This is a genomic window from Lysobacter tyrosinilyticus, from assembly GCF_054779815.1.
Map to the genome: position 1 here is coordinate 1,379,766 of NZ_BAAGXN010000001.1, position 15,905 is coordinate 1,395,670.

At 64.9% G+C, this 15,905-nt stretch carries 15 protein-coding genes; 6 read left to right on the plus strand and 9 right to left on the minus strand.

Translation table 11 applies throughout. From position 1 onward, the window contains the following. Nucleotides 1-72 precede the first annotated feature (72 nt). Entirely contained in the window at nucleotides 73-1,710 is a 1,638-nt protein-coding gene (gene pruA, locus ACYVGK_RS05925; protein ID WP_460732316.1) for an L-glutamate gamma-semialdehyde dehydrogenase, read from the plus strand. Between the two features lie 60 nt (nucleotides 1,711-1,770). Here the strand turns inward: pruA and ACYVGK_RS05930 are convergent, their stop codons facing one another. Continuing rightward, complete coding sequence (locus ACYVGK_RS05930; protein WP_460732317.1) at nucleotides 1,771-1,893, minus strand: hypothetical protein; 123 nt, start codon at nucleotides 1,891-1,893, stop codon at nucleotides 1,771-1,773. 346 nt (nucleotides 1,894-2,239) lie between these two features. On the opposite strand from ACYVGK_RS05930, the gene ACYVGK_RS05935 reads away from it, so the two are divergent. Together ACYVGK_RS05935 and ACYVGK_RS05940 are read left to right on the plus strand one after the other, a co-directional pair. Then, entirely contained in the window at nucleotides 2,240-5,818 is a 3,579-nt protein-coding gene (locus tag ACYVGK_RS05935) for a bifunctional diguanylate cyclase/phosphodiesterase (RefSeq protein ID WP_460732318.1), read from the plus strand. A gap of 100 nt (nucleotides 5,819-5,918) precedes the next feature. Continuing rightward, the gene (locus ACYVGK_RS05940; protein ID WP_460732319.1) at nucleotides 5,919-6,614 is read left to right on the plus strand and encodes a formyltransferase family protein; all 696 of its coding nucleotides are present in this window, start codon (nucleotides 5,919-5,921) and stop codon (nucleotides 6,612-6,614) included. 33 nt (nucleotides 6,615-6,647) lie between these two features. On the opposite strand, the gene ACYVGK_RS05945 is transcribed toward ACYVGK_RS05940, so the two are convergent. From ACYVGK_RS05945 to ACYVGK_RS05970, 6 genes are all read right to left on the minus strand, one after another. After that, nucleotides 6,648-6,935: a hypothetical protein gene (locus ACYVGK_RS05945; RefSeq protein WP_460732320.1), complete on the minus strand. Its 288-nt coding sequence runs from the start codon at nucleotides 6,933-6,935 to the stop codon at nucleotides 6,648-6,650. A gap of 96 nt (nucleotides 6,936-7,031) precedes the next feature. Continuing rightward, entirely contained in the window at nucleotides 7,032-7,181 is a 150-nt protein-coding gene (locus tag ACYVGK_RS05950; protein ID WP_460732321.1) for a hypothetical protein, read from the minus strand. Between the two features lie 66 nt (nucleotides 7,182-7,247). Then, nucleotides 7,248-8,207 carry a DMT family transporter gene (locus ACYVGK_RS05955; RefSeq protein ID WP_460732322.1) on the minus strand — a complete coding sequence of 320 codons (960 nt, stop codon included), beginning with the start codon at nucleotides 8,205-8,207 and terminating at the stop codon, nucleotides 7,248-7,250. Nucleotides 8,208-8,327: 120 nt separating this feature from the next. After that, nucleotides 8,328-9,104, minus strand: coding sequence for a bestrophin-like domain (locus tag ACYVGK_RS05960; protein WP_460732323.1), 777 nt, complete (start codon nucleotides 9,102-9,104; stop codon nucleotides 8,328-8,330). A 162-nt stretch (nucleotides 9,105-9,266) separates the two neighbouring features. After that, nucleotides 9,267-9,833, minus strand: a complete 567-nt coding sequence (locus ACYVGK_RS05965; RefSeq protein ID WP_460732324.1) for a DNA-3-methyladenine glycosylase I — start codon at nucleotides 9,831-9,833, stop codon at nucleotides 9,267-9,269. A gap of 227 nt (nucleotides 9,834-10,060) precedes the next feature. Beyond that, nucleotides 10,061-11,767, minus strand: coding sequence for a dipeptidyl-peptidase 3 family protein (locus ACYVGK_RS05970; RefSeq protein WP_460732325.1), 1,707 nt, complete (start codon nucleotides 11,765-11,767; stop codon nucleotides 10,061-10,063). A 95-nt stretch (nucleotides 11,768-11,862) separates the two neighbouring features. Between ACYVGK_RS05970 and ACYVGK_RS05975 the strand changes: the two genes are divergently transcribed. From ACYVGK_RS05975 to ACYVGK_RS05985, 3 genes are read left to right on the plus strand one after another with little or no spacing between them, the layout of a single operon-like run. Further along, a complete protein-coding gene (locus ACYVGK_RS05975; protein WP_460732326.1) occupies nucleotides 11,863-12,429 on the plus strand; it encodes a YqgE/AlgH family protein in 567 nt (188 codons plus the stop codon). Beyond that, complete coding sequence (ruvX, locus tag ACYVGK_RS05980) at nucleotides 12,426-12,887, plus strand: Holliday junction resolvase RuvX (protein WP_460732327.1); 462 nt, start codon at nucleotides 12,426-12,428, stop codon at nucleotides 12,885-12,887. The genes ACYVGK_RS05975 and ruvX overlap by 4 nt, the downstream gene beginning before the upstream one ends. Nucleotides 12,888-12,922: 35 nt before the next feature. Further along, a complete protein-coding gene (locus ACYVGK_RS05985) occupies nucleotides 12,923-13,825 on the plus strand; it encodes an aspartate carbamoyltransferase catalytic subunit (RefSeq protein WP_460732328.1) in 903 nt (300 codons plus the stop codon). A 199-nt stretch (nucleotides 13,826-14,024) separates the two neighbouring features. On the opposite strand, the gene ACYVGK_RS05990 is transcribed toward ACYVGK_RS05985, so the two are convergent. Beyond that, nucleotides 14,025-14,474 (minus strand): hypothetical protein, encoded by a 450-nt coding sequence (locus tag ACYVGK_RS05990; protein ID WP_460732329.1) that lies wholly within the window; start codon nucleotides 14,472-14,474, stop codon nucleotides 14,025-14,027. 8 nt (nucleotides 14,475-14,482) lie between these two features. Next, nucleotides 14,483-15,844 carry a magnesium transporter gene (gene mgtE / locus ACYVGK_RS05995; RefSeq protein ID WP_460732330.1) on the minus strand — a complete coding sequence of 454 codons (1,362 nt, stop codon included), beginning with the start codon at nucleotides 15,842-15,844 and terminating at the stop codon, nucleotides 14,483-14,485. Nucleotides 15,845-15,905 lie beyond the last annotated feature (61 nt).

A 15,905-nucleotide genomic window follows, 5' to 3' on the forward strand; every position in this document is an offset into this window, starting at 1 on the left:
CTGTGCTCTCGCTCTGATTGACAGTCAGGCCACGCCCGGCGCGACAATGCCCGCGCCACTCGGAGGCGGCCCATGTCCCTCGCCATTTCGAAAGCCCCTGTTCCCGTCAACGAACCGGTCAAGGGCTACGCGCCGGGCTCACCCGAGCGCGCGAGCCTACAGGCCAGGCTGAAGACGATGTCGGCGGCGCGGATCGAGATGCCACTGGTGATCGACGGCAAGGACGTGCGCACCGGCCGGCTCGGTGAGGCCGTCATGCCGCACCGCCATGCGCACGTACTGGGCGACTTCCACCAGGGCGGCGAAGCGGAAGTGCGGGCCGCCATCGATGCGGCGATGAGGGCGAAGCAGGACTGGGCCCGCGTGCCATGGGAGGCGCGGGCCGCGGTGTTCCTGAAGGCGGCCGACCTGTTGCAGGGGCCGTATCGCGATGTGCTGAATGCCGCGACCATGCTCGGACAGAGCAAGACCTGCCACCAGGCCGAAATCGACAGCGCCTGCGAGTTGATCGACTTCTTTCGCTTCAATGTCGCGTTCTATCAGCAGCTGTTGCAGGAACAGCCGCAGAGCGCGCCGGGAATGTGGAACCGGATGGAACACCGCCCGCTTGAAGGCTTCGTGTTCGCCGTCTCGCCATTCAACTTCACCTCCATCGCGGGAAATTTGCCGACGGCCCCTGCGCTGTGCGGCAACACCGTGGTGTGGAAGCCGGCCAGTACCGCGGTCTACAGCGCGCATTTCCTGATGCAACTGCTCAGGGAAGCCGGGTTGCCGGACGGCGTGATCAACCTGGTGACGGGCAGCGGTGCGGATGTCGGCAACCCGGTGCTGGCCGACAGGCATCTCGCTGGCATCCACTTCACCGGATCGACCAGCGTGTTCCAGCAGATGTGGCGCACCGTCGGCGGCAATATCGACCGGTACGCAGGGTATCCGCGCCTGGTAGGCGAAACCGGTGGCAAGGACTTCATCGTCGCGCACGCCAGCGCCGACCCCGCCGCGTTGACCACGGCGATCATTCGCGGCGCCTTCGAATACCAGGGCCAGAAATGCTCCGCGGCGAGCCGTGTCTATGTGCCCGACAACTTGTGGCCTCAAATCAGGGACGCTCTGGTCGCGCAGGTGGAGGGCATCAAGGTCGGCGACGTTGCCGACTTCTCGAACTTCATGGGCGCGGTGATCGATGAGTCCAGTTTCAGGAAGCAGAAGGCCGCCATCGAGCAGGCGCGATCCTCGGGCGATGCCATGGTTCTAGTGGGGGGCGAGTGCGACGACACGGAAGGCTGGTTCGTCCGTCCCACCATCATCGTCACGACCAATCCGGCGTACCGCACCCTCTGCGAGGAGCTGTTCGGACCGGTCCTGACCATCCATGTGTACGACGAGAGCAAATGGTTCGAGACCCTGGAGTTGGTCGATGGCACCAGCCCTTATGCGCTGACCGGCGCCGTGTTCGCCCAGGACCGCTACGCCGTCGAGCAAGCCCTGGATCGCCTGCGCAACGCGGCGGGCAATTTCTACATCAACGACAAGCCCACCGGTGCCGTCGTAGGCCAACAACCCTTCGGCGGAGCCCGCGCGTCCGGCACGAATGACAAGGCGGGTTCTCTGCTGAATCTGGTCCGCTGGATCAGTCCACGCAGCATCAAGGAAACGTTCGCTCCGCCCACGAGCTATGCGTATCCCTTCATGGGGAACGACGAGCGCTAGTGCGGAGCTGATCCACCCCGGCCGCTCGTCGCTGCCATCCACCTTCCACGCACGCGGCCTTCACTCCGCTTCCAATTCTTCCTCGCGTACCCCTTCAGGGTCGCGGTCCAATCCTTCCTGGCGCTGTTCCTGGCTGTGTTGCGCGTTGCGCTGGGCATCATCCTTTGCCTGCTGGCGCTGCATTTCCTGCGAGTGCTGGGATGGAGTCTGTCGATAGCACATGACGTCTTCTCCAGTAGCCGACTGGCCGGGGAATACCCAGCATGTGCCGGCAGCCGGAAGATCCTGTGAGAATTTCGTGCAGGGAAGCGTGCGCGGCTTCGGCTAGCGGAAACCCCTCGCTCCCGATGATCCGCACTGGCAGGGGGCCTGCTTGGGGCATTGCTCGGATGATTCAAAGGGCCGTTCGCGCCACCTCCACTTGAACAGCCCCTTCCAGGGTGTAAGGTAAGCCCCGGCGTCTCGGCGCCGGCGGTACTAGGCAGGTTCTGCTCACGAACAGGCAGCACTCCTTGACACGGGGTGGCACATGGAAGGTACCTACGACCTGTGGTTGGTCGTGTTGTCGGTGGCCGTTGCGGTCATGGCTTCGTACGTCGCGCTGGACCTGGCGTCCCGGGTGACAGCGAGCGAAGGCCGCCCGGCGTTTTATTGGCTGGTGGGTGGCGCGGTGTCGATGGGGATCGGCATCTGGTCGATGCATTTCATCGGCATGCTGGCGTTCGCCCTGCCCATTCCGATGTCCTACAACGGCCCGGTCACGGCGCTGTCGCTGCTGATCGCCATGGTCGTTTCGGGCTTCGCGCTGCATACGGTCAGCCGCAAGCGCCTGTCGCTGTCGCGCCTGGCGATCGGCGGCGTGCTGATGGGTGCGGGCATCGCGTCGATGCACTACACCGGCATGGCGGCGATGGAAATGGCGCCACCAGTGACCTACGACGCGACGCTGTTCGTGCTGTCGATCGTCATTGCCATGGTGGCGTCGTGGGCCGCGTTGTGGATCGCGTTCCAGCTGCGCGAGGAAACCCTGCTAACGGGCTTCTGGCGCAAGGGCGGCAGTGCGGTGGTGATGGGGGCCGCGATCTGTGGCATGCATTACACCGCCATGGGTGCCGCGATCTTTTCGCCGTTTTGCACGACGACCACAGGTGCTCCGAGCATTCCGCCGATCTGGATGGCTGCGACGATCGCGGCATTCGCCTTCATCCTGCTCACCACGACGCTGATGGTTTCCCTGGCCGACGCACGCCATGCGCGCGAAGTCGCCTTCCATGATCAGCGTGTCAAGGCGCAGTGGGCAATCCACGAGGTCCTGGAGCAGCGCGTCGACGAGCGGACCGCCGAACTCGCGCATGCCAATGCGGCACTCCAGGCCGAAATCGCCGAGCACGAGCGCACTGAGCAGGAATTGCGGGACAGCCAGGACGAAGCCCGCGCCATCATCGACACGGCCTACGACGCCTACTTCGCGATCGATGCGCAAGGCGTGATCCTGGAATGGAACAAGCAAGCCGAAACCATGCTGGGTTGGCCGCGCCAGGAGGCGGTCGGCATGAGCCTGGCCGAGATCATCGTTCCCGAGCAGCAGGCCAATCACCAGGACATCCAGCAGCTGCTGACCAACGCCGAAAGTCCGGTCCTGAACCGGGGCATCGAAATCACCGCGCGACAGCGCAACGGCTTCGAATTCCCCGCCGAGCTGCGGATGTGGCCGACGAAGGTGGGGACGGCATACAAGTTCAGTGTCTTCCTCCACAACAACCAGCGCCAGCGCGCCATTCGCCGCCTGGTCGCGCAAACCGCTGCCGCCGCCACGCTGATCGAGTCGGACACGCTCGCCGATGCGGCACCGAAACTATTGGAAGCAGTGGGCACGGCCATGGGCTGGATGGTCGGCGCGTTGTGGGAGGTCGAGCCCAATGCGAACACTCTGCACTGCGTCGAGGTGTGGCACGCCGGCAACAGTGGCAATGGCCCGGCCGTGTCGTCCTTCATCGATGAAACCCTGGCGACGTCGCTCGCAAGCGGCGAAGAATTGCCTGGCCGGATCTGGACGCAGGGACGGCCGGTGTGGGTCATCAATGGGATGCTGCGCGAAACGGCATCGCGACGCATGGATAGGATCGCGGAGATCGGCCTGCACGGAGGAATCGGCTTTCCGATCGTCAGTGGTCCGCAGGTGCTGGGCGTGGCCGAGTTCTACGCGAGCGCCATCCAGGAGCCCGACTCCGAAGTCCTGGGGATGATGGATGCCCTGGGCAGTCTGCTGGGCCAGTTCATCGCGCGAAAACAGGCCGAAAGCGCGCTGGCGAACAACGAACAGCATCTGGCCGAGGCGCAGCAGATCGCGCATGTCGGCAGTTGGGAATGGAACGTGGCCGGCAACACGATCACCTGGAGCGACGAACTTTGCCGCATCCATCGCTGCAATCCCCAGGATTTTCAACACACGCCCCAGGGCTATCTCACGGTGGTCTATCCAACGGACCGGCGACTGGTATTGCGCACGGTCAGCAATGCCGTCCGCAAGCATCTGCCGTTTGATTTCGAATATCGCATCGTGTGCCCGGATGGCATGGTGCGAATAATGCAGGCCCGTGGCCGGCCACTGATCGACAGTCATGGGCGCATTACCGGCATGCTCGGTACCGGCCAAGACATCACCGAACGAAAGGAGGCGCAGCAACGCCTGCAGCAGCTGGCCCACTTCGATGTGCTGACTGGCTTGCCGAACCGCCGCCTGTTCCACGATTCGTTGCAGAACGCGATGGCGATGGCGGACAGTCACGGCTGGATGGTGTTCCTGCTGTTCCTCGATCTCGACTGCTTCAAGGACATCAACGACAGCCTCGGGCATGCGGTGGGCGATGAATTGCTGTGTCAGGTCGGGCGACGCCTCCAGGGGTGCCTGCGACTGCGCGATACCGTCGCGCGACTGGGCGGCGATGAATTCGGCATGGTGCTGCTGACGCCGAGCGATCCGCAGTTTGCGGCCAAGGTTGCCACGAAGATCCAGGAGGCATTGAACGTTCCGTTCGAAGTCGAGGGTCATCGCGTCAGCACCACCGCCAGCATCGGCATCACCGTATATCCGGTCGATGCCGACGACACGCACAGCCTCATCCGGTATGCGGACCTGGCAATGTACGAGGCCAAGCAGGGCGGCCGGAACTCCTATCGCTTCTACACCGAGACGATGAACTTGCGCGTCCGCAAGAAGCTGGAGCTGGAATCGGCGCTGCGCGGCGCCCTGGAACGGGAAGAGTTCCAGCTGCACTACCAGCCCAAGGTTTGCCTGCGTACCGGTCGCTGGGTCGGCGTGGAGGCGCTGTTGCGTTGGTACCGTCCCGGACACGGCGTAGTGTCGCCTTCGCAGTTTATCCCGGTGCTGGAAGACACCGGTTTGATCGTGCCCGTGGGTGCATGGGTAATCACCGCGGCCTGCCGTCAGTTGCGCGCTTGGGAGCGTGCGGGCTTCGGGCCGCTGCCGATCGCGGTCAATGTTTCGGCGCACCAGATCAGCCGCAAGAGTCTGCTGCCGCCGCCACCAGACCCGGCCGGACGCGGCTATAGCGAGGCCGATCCGCTCGGGCTCGCCGCGACCACCGCCGCCAGTCTGGCGGCCCATGGTGTGGCACCGGGGCTCCTGGAGTTCGAACTGACCGAGAGCGCCGTCATGGGCGACCCGGAGCACAGCATCGAGATACTTCAGCGCCTGAGGAGTCTGGGTTTGCACATTTCGGTGGACGACTTCGGCACCGGCTATTCCAGCCTCGCTTATCTGCGGCGCTTCCCGGTCGATATCGTCAAGATCGACGGCGCCTTCATTCACGACCTCACCAGCAATTCCGAAGACGCATCGATCACCCTGGCCATCATCGACATGGCACACCGCCTCAACCTCCGCGTAGTGGCCGAAGGCGTCGAAACGGAGGAGCAACTGGAATTCCTGCGTCGAAATGGCTGCGACCAGGTGCAGGGCCACCATGTGGCCCGTGCCATGCCGGTGCGGGAGCTGGAGAAATTGTGGCAGCAGACGCGCGGCGTGGCACCGGAGGTTTCGGGTCTGCTCAGCGAGCTGCTGTTCTCGGAAAATTCGGGTTCCTGAGTGCCGAAAGGTCTAAACCGCATCATCCAGGCCACCGTCCCCCGCGCGTGGCCTGATCGGCCTCGCCCCTGGCGTTGAACACGAATGTCGGCATGCGTTCATGCGTGTGCCATTCGAGCTGGGTTGTCGATCGATCTTGACCTCGATGGCGACTCCTCTGCGATACGTGGTCATCGGTGCAGGTGCACTGACGGTGGCGTGCGCCGATCTGCTCAGCGAGCACGGCCACCAGATCGTTGCGTTGGCTTCGCCGGACCGCAGGACACGGCAGTGGGCGCGGGCGCAGGGTATTGCCTGTGCCGGGACGCTTGCCGGGGTGTTGCCGCGCATCCAGGACCAGCCGTTCGATTACCTGTTGAGCATCGTCAACTTCCGGAAGATTCCCGAAGCGATCCTCAGGGCACCGCGTTTCGGCGCGATCAACTATCACGACGCGCCGCTTCCGCGTTATGCGGGTTCGCACGCCGTCACCTGGGCGTTGGTGAATGGCGAGACGCGGCACGCCGTTAGCTGGCACGTGATGACCGATCGGGTCGACGCCGGCGATCTTCTGGTGCAGACGGACCTCGCCATCTGGCCCAGGCTTTTGGCTACCGTCTGCCGCTGGTCGAACTGTTCCGTTCACCCACCATCGAGACGCTGGCAGCCCGCTTCATTGCTTCTGTGCATCCGCAGAGCGCGTGTCTACGGCTGCAAGCGATGGCGCGCCCAGCCGACGGCGAGTGACCATGAATCTGTCCGTCGACCCGATGCTCGGTCGACATCAGGAAGGGCACTGAGAGCGGCGCACGCTTAGGAGCCTGCCGCTCGATGCGCGCGGTCCCGGATGCTATTGGCTGCGCGGCTTCGGCGATTCGCGAGAATCCGTCGAATCCAGTGCATCGGCATCCGGAAGATTAAACGTCACGCTGCATTGCCGAAGGATCGCATTAATGCGACTGGAGACGTGCGGGTCGTCACCGTCGGCCGTCACTGACAGGATCGAATCGGCGTAGCCATTGCAGTAGTCGATCAGGGCGTCGACACGCATGGTCAGGTCCCGCTCGAAGCCGTCCAGCAGGATGTCGAGCTCTTCGCGCCGCTTGTAATGGGGTTTGTGAGCGTCGGATGCAGACATGTGCGACCTCCGTGTGCGGGCCCAGGCACCTGCAGACTTAGCGATGATCCGTTGCCTTGGTGTGAAAGCGACTTGAGGCGCCCACGCATGCGTGGCTCAGCGGCGCTTGAAGAACTGCACCTCGCGCTCGTGCTTTTCCGCCGCGGCTCGGGTAGAGAACGTGCCCAGGTTGCGCCGCTTGCCGGTGAGCGGGTTCTTCTTGCGGGAATACAGGCGATAGCCTCCTGAGGCGAGCTTGCGGATCATGGCGCGCTCCCTGGGGCCGGGAATCCATGAACGCAGATCCGGTGTGACCGGGGCGTCAGCCGCGGCTCATGCTGCGTCTTTGGAGGCTGTGGCGAGCGGCACGGAGTTCGCTGCCGGTCGCGTCAGCAGCAGGACGCCGCCGAGGACCACGGCGGTGCCGACGATCTGGATCGGCGTGACCGCTTCACCCAGCAGCCAACCTCCGAGGAACAGCAGCGACACAGGCCCGAGTGCGGAGAGCTGTGCCACGTTCGATGAACCGATCCGTGCCACCGCCGCCATGGTCATGGTGACCGGCAGGAAGGTGCAGAACACCGCGTTCGCCAACGCATATGCATACGCGGGCGGCGGCAGCTGGAGCAGGTGCGCGGGCTCACGCGCGAGCAGGAAATGCACCAGCGTGGCCGCGGTAGACGTGAGCATTGCGTACGCGACCAGCCGCAGCGAGCCGATGCGCTGGATCAGCTGGCCCGACAAGGCCAGATAGACCGCATAGGCGAGTGCCGCCAACAGCACCAGGCCGCTGCCCAGCAACAGGTGCGCGCCCTGCAGGCGCAGGCCTTCGAGGAACACGAGCACGACACCGGCGTAACTCACCGCGAGCGCCAGCCATTCGCTCTGCACGACCTTGCGCCGGAACGCGAACACGCCCAGCAACAGCACGAAGGTGGGATTGAGGAACAGGATCAGTCGCTCCAGCGAGACCGGCACGTATTGCAGGCCCCAGAAGTCGAGCAGGCTGGAAAGGTAATAACCGAGGACGCCGAGCACGAGAATCAGGCCGGCATCGCGACCGGCCAGCGGAGCGCGTGCTCGCCTCGTTTCGCGCACGGCCAGCAGCACGAACAAAGGCAGCGAGAAACTCATGCGCAGCGCCATCACGTCGAGTGCATCCAGGCCATAGCGGAACTGGTACTTCGCCAGGATGGCCTTGGCCGAGAACAGAATGGCGCCGCCGGCGGCGAGCAGGAAGCCGGTGCGGCGCGTCGCGGCGGCATCGGCGGGAAGCGTTGCGGAGAGAGTCACGGTGTATCGCCGGGTGTCCGGAGGGGGCGGACGCCGATCATGATACGGCGCGGTGTCGGCGGCATGTGTGCCGCGACAGGTTCACAGCGTTGCACAAGCGACGGCCTGGGCGAAGCCGGGCTATTGCATGCTCCGGCGCAGCTCCGTCAACAGGTGGTCCGCCTGATCGACGCGGATGAGTCCCCGCCGCGGATATTCGAGGTCGATGATCACGTACACCGCGAGCGACATCATCAAGGCGAAGAGCGTGGGATGCAGCCAGCTGCGCTCCTTGTTGGGCGCCAGGTCGTAGCCGACCAGCAGGGCACCGATCAGGCTCAGTGCGCCCAACAGCAGGAAGATGACCAGGGGCGGATGGTTCTCGGTCGCCGAGGCACGCGTGGTGGTGATGTCGATCATCTCGTTCAAAGCCGGCACCAGCAGGGTCATCGCCTGCACGGGCGCGTCCGGACGCTTGCATGCGGCCAAGCTGCGCGACCAGATCTGGCCTTGCATCACGGAGGCCTCGGCCAGGCTCGTGCTCCTGGTTTCGATGGGGGCCGATTTCCGATAGGTGCTCGCGCGCACGTCGACGTAACGGCGGAACAGTTCGCGCAACTCGGGCTGCGCATCGCGTGGAAGCATGTCGAGGCGCAGATACGCGGTGCCGATGGCGTTGGCTTCATCGGTAATCAGATGACGCCGCGCTTCGAATCGCGAAGCCGCGCCGGAGAACGTGAATGCGATCAGGAGGCCAAGCAGGCCGAATACGGCAGCGGCGGCGGATCCGGTTCCCTTCAGGCCGTCAGGGTCACGGGCAAGCGCAACACCGCCCATGCGTCGTCCGACTTCGGACAGCGCCAGCATGCCGATCAGCAGGCCTGCAGCCGATGCCGAGGCGGCCAGTTCGATATTCATCCATTCCCCGAGGCTTATCCCTGTTGGGCGATGATACGGCGCCCGCAAAGGCGTTTTGCAACGCGCTCGGCCTTGTAGAGCGGAGCTTGCTCCGCTGCTTTTGCTGGAGAAGACAGCGGAGCAAGCTCCGCTCTACAACGCTACAGCGCCCGTTGCGTGGCTTTACGCGGTTGTTGTCCGTGCGCAATGCCACGGCGGGTCGAGTGCCAGGATCCGTGCGTAGACCGGACAATCCGCGCGATGGGTGCCGGGCAGGTAGCCCAGGCTCATCAGGAATTCGTTGGTGATCTCGCCGCCAGTGAAGCGGAAGGTCTTCTTGAACAGCTTCACCCAGCCGGCCTTGTCGCGCACCGCGGAGCCATCCTGCACATGCGCATCCAGCCATTCCGCGAAACTGCCGTGCGAGGCACGCAGCTGGCGGATCACTTGTGCGTTGTGGATCGCGGCATCGACCTTGAGACGATTGCGGATGATGCCGGCATCGTTGAGCAGGCGTTCGCGATCGCGATCGTCATACGCGGCCACCGTGTCCACGTCGAAGTCGCCATAGGCGCGGCGGAAGCCGTCGCGTTTCTTGAGCATGGTTTCCCAGCTCAGACCGGCCTGGTTGATCTCGAGGATCAAGCGTTCGAACAGCACCGCCTCGTCGCGGCTGGGGAAGCCGTATTCGGTGTCGTGGTAAGGGCCATGCAGTGCGTGGCCGCGGGCGAAGTCGCAATAAGTAGACATAGATGGGTCTCGAGGCGGGCTGCGCCCGCGCCCCTCATCCGCCCTTCGGGCACCTTCTCCCCGCATGCGGGGAGAAGGGAGCACCAGTCAGAATCGCATCGCTCAATGTTTGCCATCCCTCGCCCCGCTTGCGGGGAGAGGGACAGCTTCGCGTAGCGAAGCAGGGTGAGGGGACGTGCGCAGGTATTTGCCTGTCTTTCAACGGATACGGGCGGCGCTGTTCAAACTCACTTCGTAGCCGGCGCGGCGTACTGCGACAGCCCCAGCACATCCAGCCCCTGCTCGAAGCGCACGTCGACCGGAATCTTCGCGTCCTTGAGCTTGGCCAGATCGGCGGCAAGTTCCGGCTTGATCACCCCCAGCGTGTCGGTCAGTCGCTTGGCTTCGGCGTAATCGCCATCGCCCTGCACGGTGAGCAGCTTGGCACTGAGCGAGTTCATGGCCGCGCGCATCTTGTCGAAGTCGACGCGGTAGCGCCCGTTGGCGTCGCGGCTGAAGGCGCCGGCATCGGCGAAGTAATTGAAGCGCAGCATATTGGCCTTGCCGTGCGCATCGGCGGCACCGAAGCGCACCGAACGCAGGATGCCGGCGAGGAAGGTCACGTAGCTGTCCATGATCTTCGCCTTGTCCATCTCGCCCTTGTTGCTGAGCGCATCGATCATGTACAGGCCGAGGATATCGGCCTTGCCTTCCTCGAAACTGGACGAGTATTCCTTCAATGCTTCGTCGACCGTGCCCTTGCCGTCGAGAGTCTTCTTGATGCCAAGGCCGTGCGCGACTTCGTGGAACATCGTGTCTTCGAAGAACGCGTCGAAGGTGACGTGCTGGAGCTGATCCTCGGCGATCAGCTGCTTCGCGATCGGCGTCAGGATCGCGTCGAACTTCGCCTTCATCACGTTTTCCAGCTGCAGGCGGCGCGTGCCCTTGGCCAGCTGCACTTCCTCGTCATTGGGCAGGTTGATCGCGATGGTCTTCGCGCCGACATTGGCGTCGCCGGCGTAGTACACGGCCTCGTACGCGTTGAGGTCGGCCTTGGCGCCAGGCTTTTCGGCCTTGTACTTCGCGTCCACCGGCAGGCCCTGCTGCAGCTCCGGCAGGAAGCTGGCGTAGCGGGCGAGCTTCTTGCTCCACTCGATGTCCTTCACCAGCACCAGGCCTTCGTACGCGGCTTTGTAGCCGAACAACTGGTCCTCGTAGGTTTCGATCGGGCCGATCACGACGTCGACCGGATTGGACTTCATGTCCATCCACGCCATGTCGCTGGGGCGGAAGTCGTCGCTCAGCAAGGCATCGGCGCGCATGCGCAGGTAGTCGGCGAAGCTCTTGTCGCCGCTGAGGTCCGCGGCCTCGCGCAGAAGCACGGCCGCGCGCTCGAGTTCGGCCTTGTATTCGACGTGGTAGGGAACAGTGATCAGCTTGCCGGCGGCATCGCGACGGAGCACGGTGTAGTTGGACTTCTTGTCGGCAAGATCGGCGGCTTCGAATTCTTCCTTGGTCATGTCGACCGGATAGAACGTGGAGCCCGGCGGACGCGGCTTGATGTTGGCGACGAAGGGCATGTCTTCGTTAAGGCGGTCCCAGGGACCGAAGTTGATCTTCACGAGCTCGCGGGTGGCGTCGTCCGCGGCCTGCGTCATCAGCGCCGCCTGGTCGCCGCCCCAGCTCTGCTTCCAGGTCAGCTCGTTCATGATGTCGGCGGCCTGGACCAGCTTGGCGACCATGTGCCGGGTGTTCTCGTCCAGATGCGACAGGTCGGCCTTCAGTGGCACCACCGCGTAATCGCCGGCGTGGGCCTGGGCATAGGATTCGGCGGGCTTGGCCGCCGCGGGCGCGGCGGTATCCGTCGCGGTCTGCGGCTTGCAGGCGCCCAGTGAAAGGCCGGCCAGTGCGACGAGGCAGCCGAGGACGAGCGGACGAAGGGACGGTGCGGTCATGGGCGAAGGCGGGCTGGGGAAAGCCGCCATCGTACGCCCAGCGACCGTATCCCCGTCAGCTGGCGCGAAGGTGCCCCCGCGCTAGAATGTCAGCCATGTCATTGATGCCCGAGCCCCTGACGAACCAGCTGTTGATCGCATTGCCGGCGCTGGCGGAAACCAACTTCTCGCGCAGTGTCGCGCTGATCTGCCAGCACGACGACGACGGCGCCATGGGCATCGTGGTCAACCGCCGCTCCGAGTACACGCTCGGCGAGGTGCTGGGGCAGATGGGCCTGGACGGCGGTAGCGAGGCGATGCGCGCGCAGCCCGTACTGGCCGGTGGCCCGGTGCATCCGGAGCGCGGCTTCGTCCTGCACGATGGCGGCCCGCGCTGGGATTCGACCCTGGCGATCGCCGACTCGTTGTTCCTGACCACTTCGCGCGACATCCTCGAAGCGATGGCGCGCGGCGAAGGACCCGAGAACGCGGTCGTCGCGCTCGGTTGCGCCGGCTGGGGGTCGGGCCAGCTCGAACACGAACTGACCGAGAACGATTGGCTCACGGCGCCAGCCGACGCGGAACTGTTGTTCCGGCTGCCGCTGGAAGCCCGTTGGGTGGCCGCCGCCGGACGCATCGGCGTCGACTTCGCCCATCTGGCCGATTACTCCGGGCACGCATGAGCATCCGCAGCGACGGCACCGTGCTCGGCTTCGACGTCGGTGCACGTCGGATCGGCGTCGCCGTGGGCAGCGCCTTCGGCTCGGGCGCACGCGCGCTGGCCGTGATCGACGTGCACGGCCACGGGCCCGACTGGGCCTCGATCGAACGGCTGCTTCGCGAATGGCGGCCCGATGGCTTCATCGTCGGCGATCCGATGACGCTCGAAGGCGGCGACCAGCCAGCGCGCGCGCGCGCCCATGCATTCGCGCGCGAGCTGGTTAGCCGGTTCAAGCTGCCTGCGGTGTTGGTGGACGAGCGCGCGAGTTCGATCGAAGCCGCGCAGCGTTTCGCCAACGATCGTGCCGAAGGTCGCAAGCGTCGCCGCGATGCCGAAGCACTCGACGCGGTCGCTGCTGCCGTCATCGTCGAACGCTGGCTGGCATCGCCGCAGGACGCGGTCGACGTTACGACCGGCTGATCCTTTCCGAATTCCAATCACCTGAAATTTCCGCAATGAAGCACCTGCTCACGCTGGATAACCTGCCGCGCGCCGACCTCGAAACCCTGCTTGACCGGGCCCAGGCCTTCGCCGATGGCGCACAGGCACGCAGCGCGTTGGACGGCGTCGCCGTGTGCACGCTGTTCTTCGAGCCCTCCACGCGCACGCGCCTGAGCTTCCAGCTGGCAGCGCAGCGGCTGGGTGCGCACGTGCTGAGTTTTGATGCGTCCACGTCATCGACGACCAAGGGCGAAACCGACCTGGATACGTTCCGCACCATCGAGGCGATGGGCGTGCGCGGCTTCGTGGTGCGCCACAAGGTCGATGGCGCGGTAGCGGCGCTCGCGGAAGCGGCGAAGCCCGGTGTGGCGCTGCTCAATGCCGGCGACGGTCGCAGCGCACATCCGACGCAGGGTCTTCTCGACATGCTCACGCTTCGCCAGGCAAAGGGACGCGACTTCTCGAAGCTGAAGGTGCTGATCGTCGGCGACGTGAAGCACTCGCGCGTCGCGCGCTCGGACCTGCACGCACTGCGCGCGTTCGGTACGGGCGAGATCCGCGTGTGTGGCCCGGCTTCGCTGCTGCCCGACGACGGCACGCTGCAGGGCTGCACGGTGACGCAGGACTTCGATGCGGCCCTGGACGGCGTCGATGCGGTGATGATGCTGCGCATCCAGCGCGAGCGGATGGAGGACGGGTTGATTGCCTCCCTTGACGACTACCACCGCGATTTCGGCCTGACCGCCACGCGCCTGCGCCGCGCCGCGCCCGATGCCGTGGTGATGCATCCGGGTCCGATGAATCGCGGCGTGGAGATCACCGACGAGGTCGCCGATGGCCCGCAGTCGCTGATTCTCAAGCAGGTCAATAACGGCGTTGCGGCGCGCATGGCGGCGCTGGAGTCCTTGCTGGCCTGAGTTCGCAAATCCCGAGCGGAGCTTGCTCCGCCGCTCTAGCTCTTGTAGGTCCGGGTCTGCCCGGATCGCTCTTGGTGATGCAGGCCCCGAGCCGGCTCGGTGTCACGTCCGCACGCGGGCTTTGTAGAGCGGAGCTTGCTCCGCTGCGCTCTTCAGGGGAGCAAGAGCAGCGGAGCAAGCTCCGCTCTACAAGACCCATTCAGAGTGCGTCGGGAAGCTGCAGCCCGTTGCGCTCGTCGTCCCAGGCGACCGCGCTAATACGCCATTCGCCGTTCCAACGCACGAACTGCAGATTTTTGATGCCGCGAGTACTGAAGGCGATGCCATCAAGCACGCCGGACTTTGCATAGAGACTGCAACGCCCGGCCACATTGCCGCATGCCCAGGTTCGTTCGTCGGTTTCCCATTCGGCGAAATCCACGAGGTGGCCTTCAGTCAGCAGCGGTCGACGCTGGTCGATGAAAGCCTGCAGGCCCTGGATTTCCGTCACGGAGCCGACCACCTTTGAAATGGTGCACGTCGGCAGGAACAGCTGGTGCAGTCGATCGAGGTCTGGCGCGTGGCCGGCGTTGTTGGCGAAAGCTCCGTACAGATCGGTCGTCAATCGATCGAGCGCGGCCTTGTCGGTCGGCGAGGGGTGAAGTGGCATGAGCACGCTCAGCGCAGCAGGATCAACGTCGCCAGGCCGAGGAAGGTGAAGTAGCCCATCACGTCGGTGACGGTGGTGAGGAAGATGCTGCTCGACACCGCCGGATCGAAGCCCATGCGCTTGAGCGTGACCGGGATCAGCACGCCGGCGCCCGCGGCGCAAAGCAGATTGATGGTCATCGCCGAGCCGATCACCAGCGCGAGCCAGGGATTGCCGAACCACGCCCACACGATCAAGCCCAGGACCGTGCCCAGCGCCAGCCCATTGAGCAGCGCGACGCGCAGTTCCTTCCACATCAGCACATTGATATTCGATGCACTTACCTGGCTCAGCGCCAGGCCGCGCACCATCAACGCCAGCACCTGGGTGCCGGCATTGCCGCCCATGCCGGCGACGATCGGCATCAGTACGGCTAGCGCCGCGATCTGGTCGATCGAGCCCTCGAACTGCTTCACGACGAACGACGCCAGAAACGCCGTGCACAGATTGATGCCGAGCCAGATCAACCGGCGACGCCAGGCGCGCGGCACCGGCGAGAACAGGTCTTCGTCCTCATTCAGACCCGCGGCGCCGAGGGCCTGATGCTCGGCCTGCTCGCGGATGATGTCGACGACGTCGTCGATGGTGATGCGGCCGAGCAGGATGTTGTTGTCGTCGACGACGGGCGCCGAGATCCAGTCGTGGTCGGAGAACTGGCGCGCGACTTCGTCGGCGGATTCTTCCACGCCGATCGCGGGCTGCTCGTCGTCAACCAACTGGTTGATCGGCGTGTTGGGCTCGTGCGTCAGCAGCGCCTGCAATGCGATGCGGCCCAGATACTGGTGGCGGCGGCTGACCACATAGAGGTGGTCGGTGTGTTCGGGCAGTTCGCCGCGCAGGCGCAGATAGCGCAGCACGACGTCGACCGTGGTGTCGGCGCGCACCGTCACCACATCGGGATTCATCAGGCGGCCGGCGGTGTCCTCGTCGTAGGACAGGACCTGTTCGAGGCGCTCGCGGTTCTCGCGGTCCATCGACTTGAGGACTTCGTCGATGACCGTGTCGGGCAGATCCTCGACCAGGTCGGCCAAGTCGTCGATGTCGAGGTCCTCGACCGCCGCGACGATTTCGTCCGGGTCCATTTCCGCGAGCAGGCTCTCGCGCACGTCTTCGCCGACGTGGACCAGCACCTCACCGTCGTCTTCCGCGTCGACGAGGCCCCAGACCACCGTGCGCTTGGCCGGCGGCAGCGATTCGAGCAGGTTGCCGATCTCGGCCGGTGAGAGGGTGTTGACCAGCCGGCGCACGGGACCGAGTCGACCGGAGTCAAGCGCGTCCGAGAGCAGGCGCAGCTGACGTGCGGTCTTGTCGTGGCGGACGGCTTCGGCCATGCGTTACTTCCAATGGCGAGGTCGGGCCACGAGGGCGCGACGGTCGTGCTGTTAGAGCGGG

What these genes read in the sequence shown, in the direction of transcription:
- pruA (WP_460732316.1), top strand. Translation starts at nt 73, where the DNA reads ATGTCCCTCGCCATTTCGAAAGCCCCTGTTCCCGTCAACGAACCGGTC.
- ACYVGK_RS05930 (WP_460732317.1), bottom strand. Translation starts at nt 1,893, where the DNA reads ATGCAGCGCCAGCAGGCAAAGGATGATGCCCAGCGCAACGCGCAACAC.
- ACYVGK_RS05935 (WP_460732318.1), top strand. Translation starts at nt 2,240, where the DNA reads ATGGAAGGTACCTACGACCTGTGGTTGGTCGTGTTGTCGGTGGCCGTT.
- ACYVGK_RS05940 (WP_460732319.1), top strand. Translation starts at nt 5,919, where the DNA reads ATGCGTGTGCCATTCGAGCTGGGTTGTCGATCGATCTTGACCTCGATG.
- ACYVGK_RS05945 (WP_460732320.1), bottom strand. Translation starts at nt 6,935, where the DNA reads ATGTCTGCATCCGACGCTCACAAACCCCATTACAAGCGGCGCGAAGAG.
- ACYVGK_RS05950 (WP_460732321.1), bottom strand. Translation starts at nt 7,181, where the DNA reads ATGATCCGCAAGCTCGCCTCAGGAGGCTATCGCCTGTATTCCCGCAAG.
- ACYVGK_RS05960 (WP_460732323.1), bottom strand. Translation starts at nt 9,104, where the DNA reads ATGAATATCGAACTGGCCGCCTCGGCATCGGCTGCAGGCCTGCTGATC.
- ACYVGK_RS05965 (WP_460732324.1), bottom strand. Translation starts at nt 9,833, where the DNA reads ATGTCTACTTATTGCGACTTCGCCCGCGGCCACGCACTGCATGGCCCT.
- ACYVGK_RS05970 (WP_460732325.1), bottom strand. Translation starts at nt 11,767, where the DNA reads ATGACCGCACCGTCCCTTCGTCCGCTCGTCCTCGGCTGCCTCGTCGCA.
- ACYVGK_RS05975 (WP_460732326.1), top strand. Translation starts at nt 11,863, where the DNA reads ATGTCATTGATGCCCGAGCCCCTGACGAACCAGCTGTTGATCGCATTG.
- ruvX (WP_460732327.1), top strand. Translation starts at nt 12,426, where the DNA reads ATGAGCATCCGCAGCGACGGCACCGTGCTCGGCTTCGACGTCGGTGCA.
- ACYVGK_RS05985 (WP_460732328.1), top strand. Translation starts at nt 12,923, where the DNA reads ATGAAGCACCTGCTCACGCTGGATAACCTGCCGCGCGCCGACCTCGAA.
- ACYVGK_RS05990 (WP_460732329.1), bottom strand. Translation starts at nt 14,474, where the DNA reads ATGCCACTTCACCCCTCGCCGACCGACAAGGCCGCGCTCGATCGATTG.
- mgtE (WP_460732330.1), bottom strand. Translation starts at nt 15,844, where the DNA reads ATGGCCGAAGCCGTCCGCCACGACAAGACCGCACGTCAGCTGCGCCTG.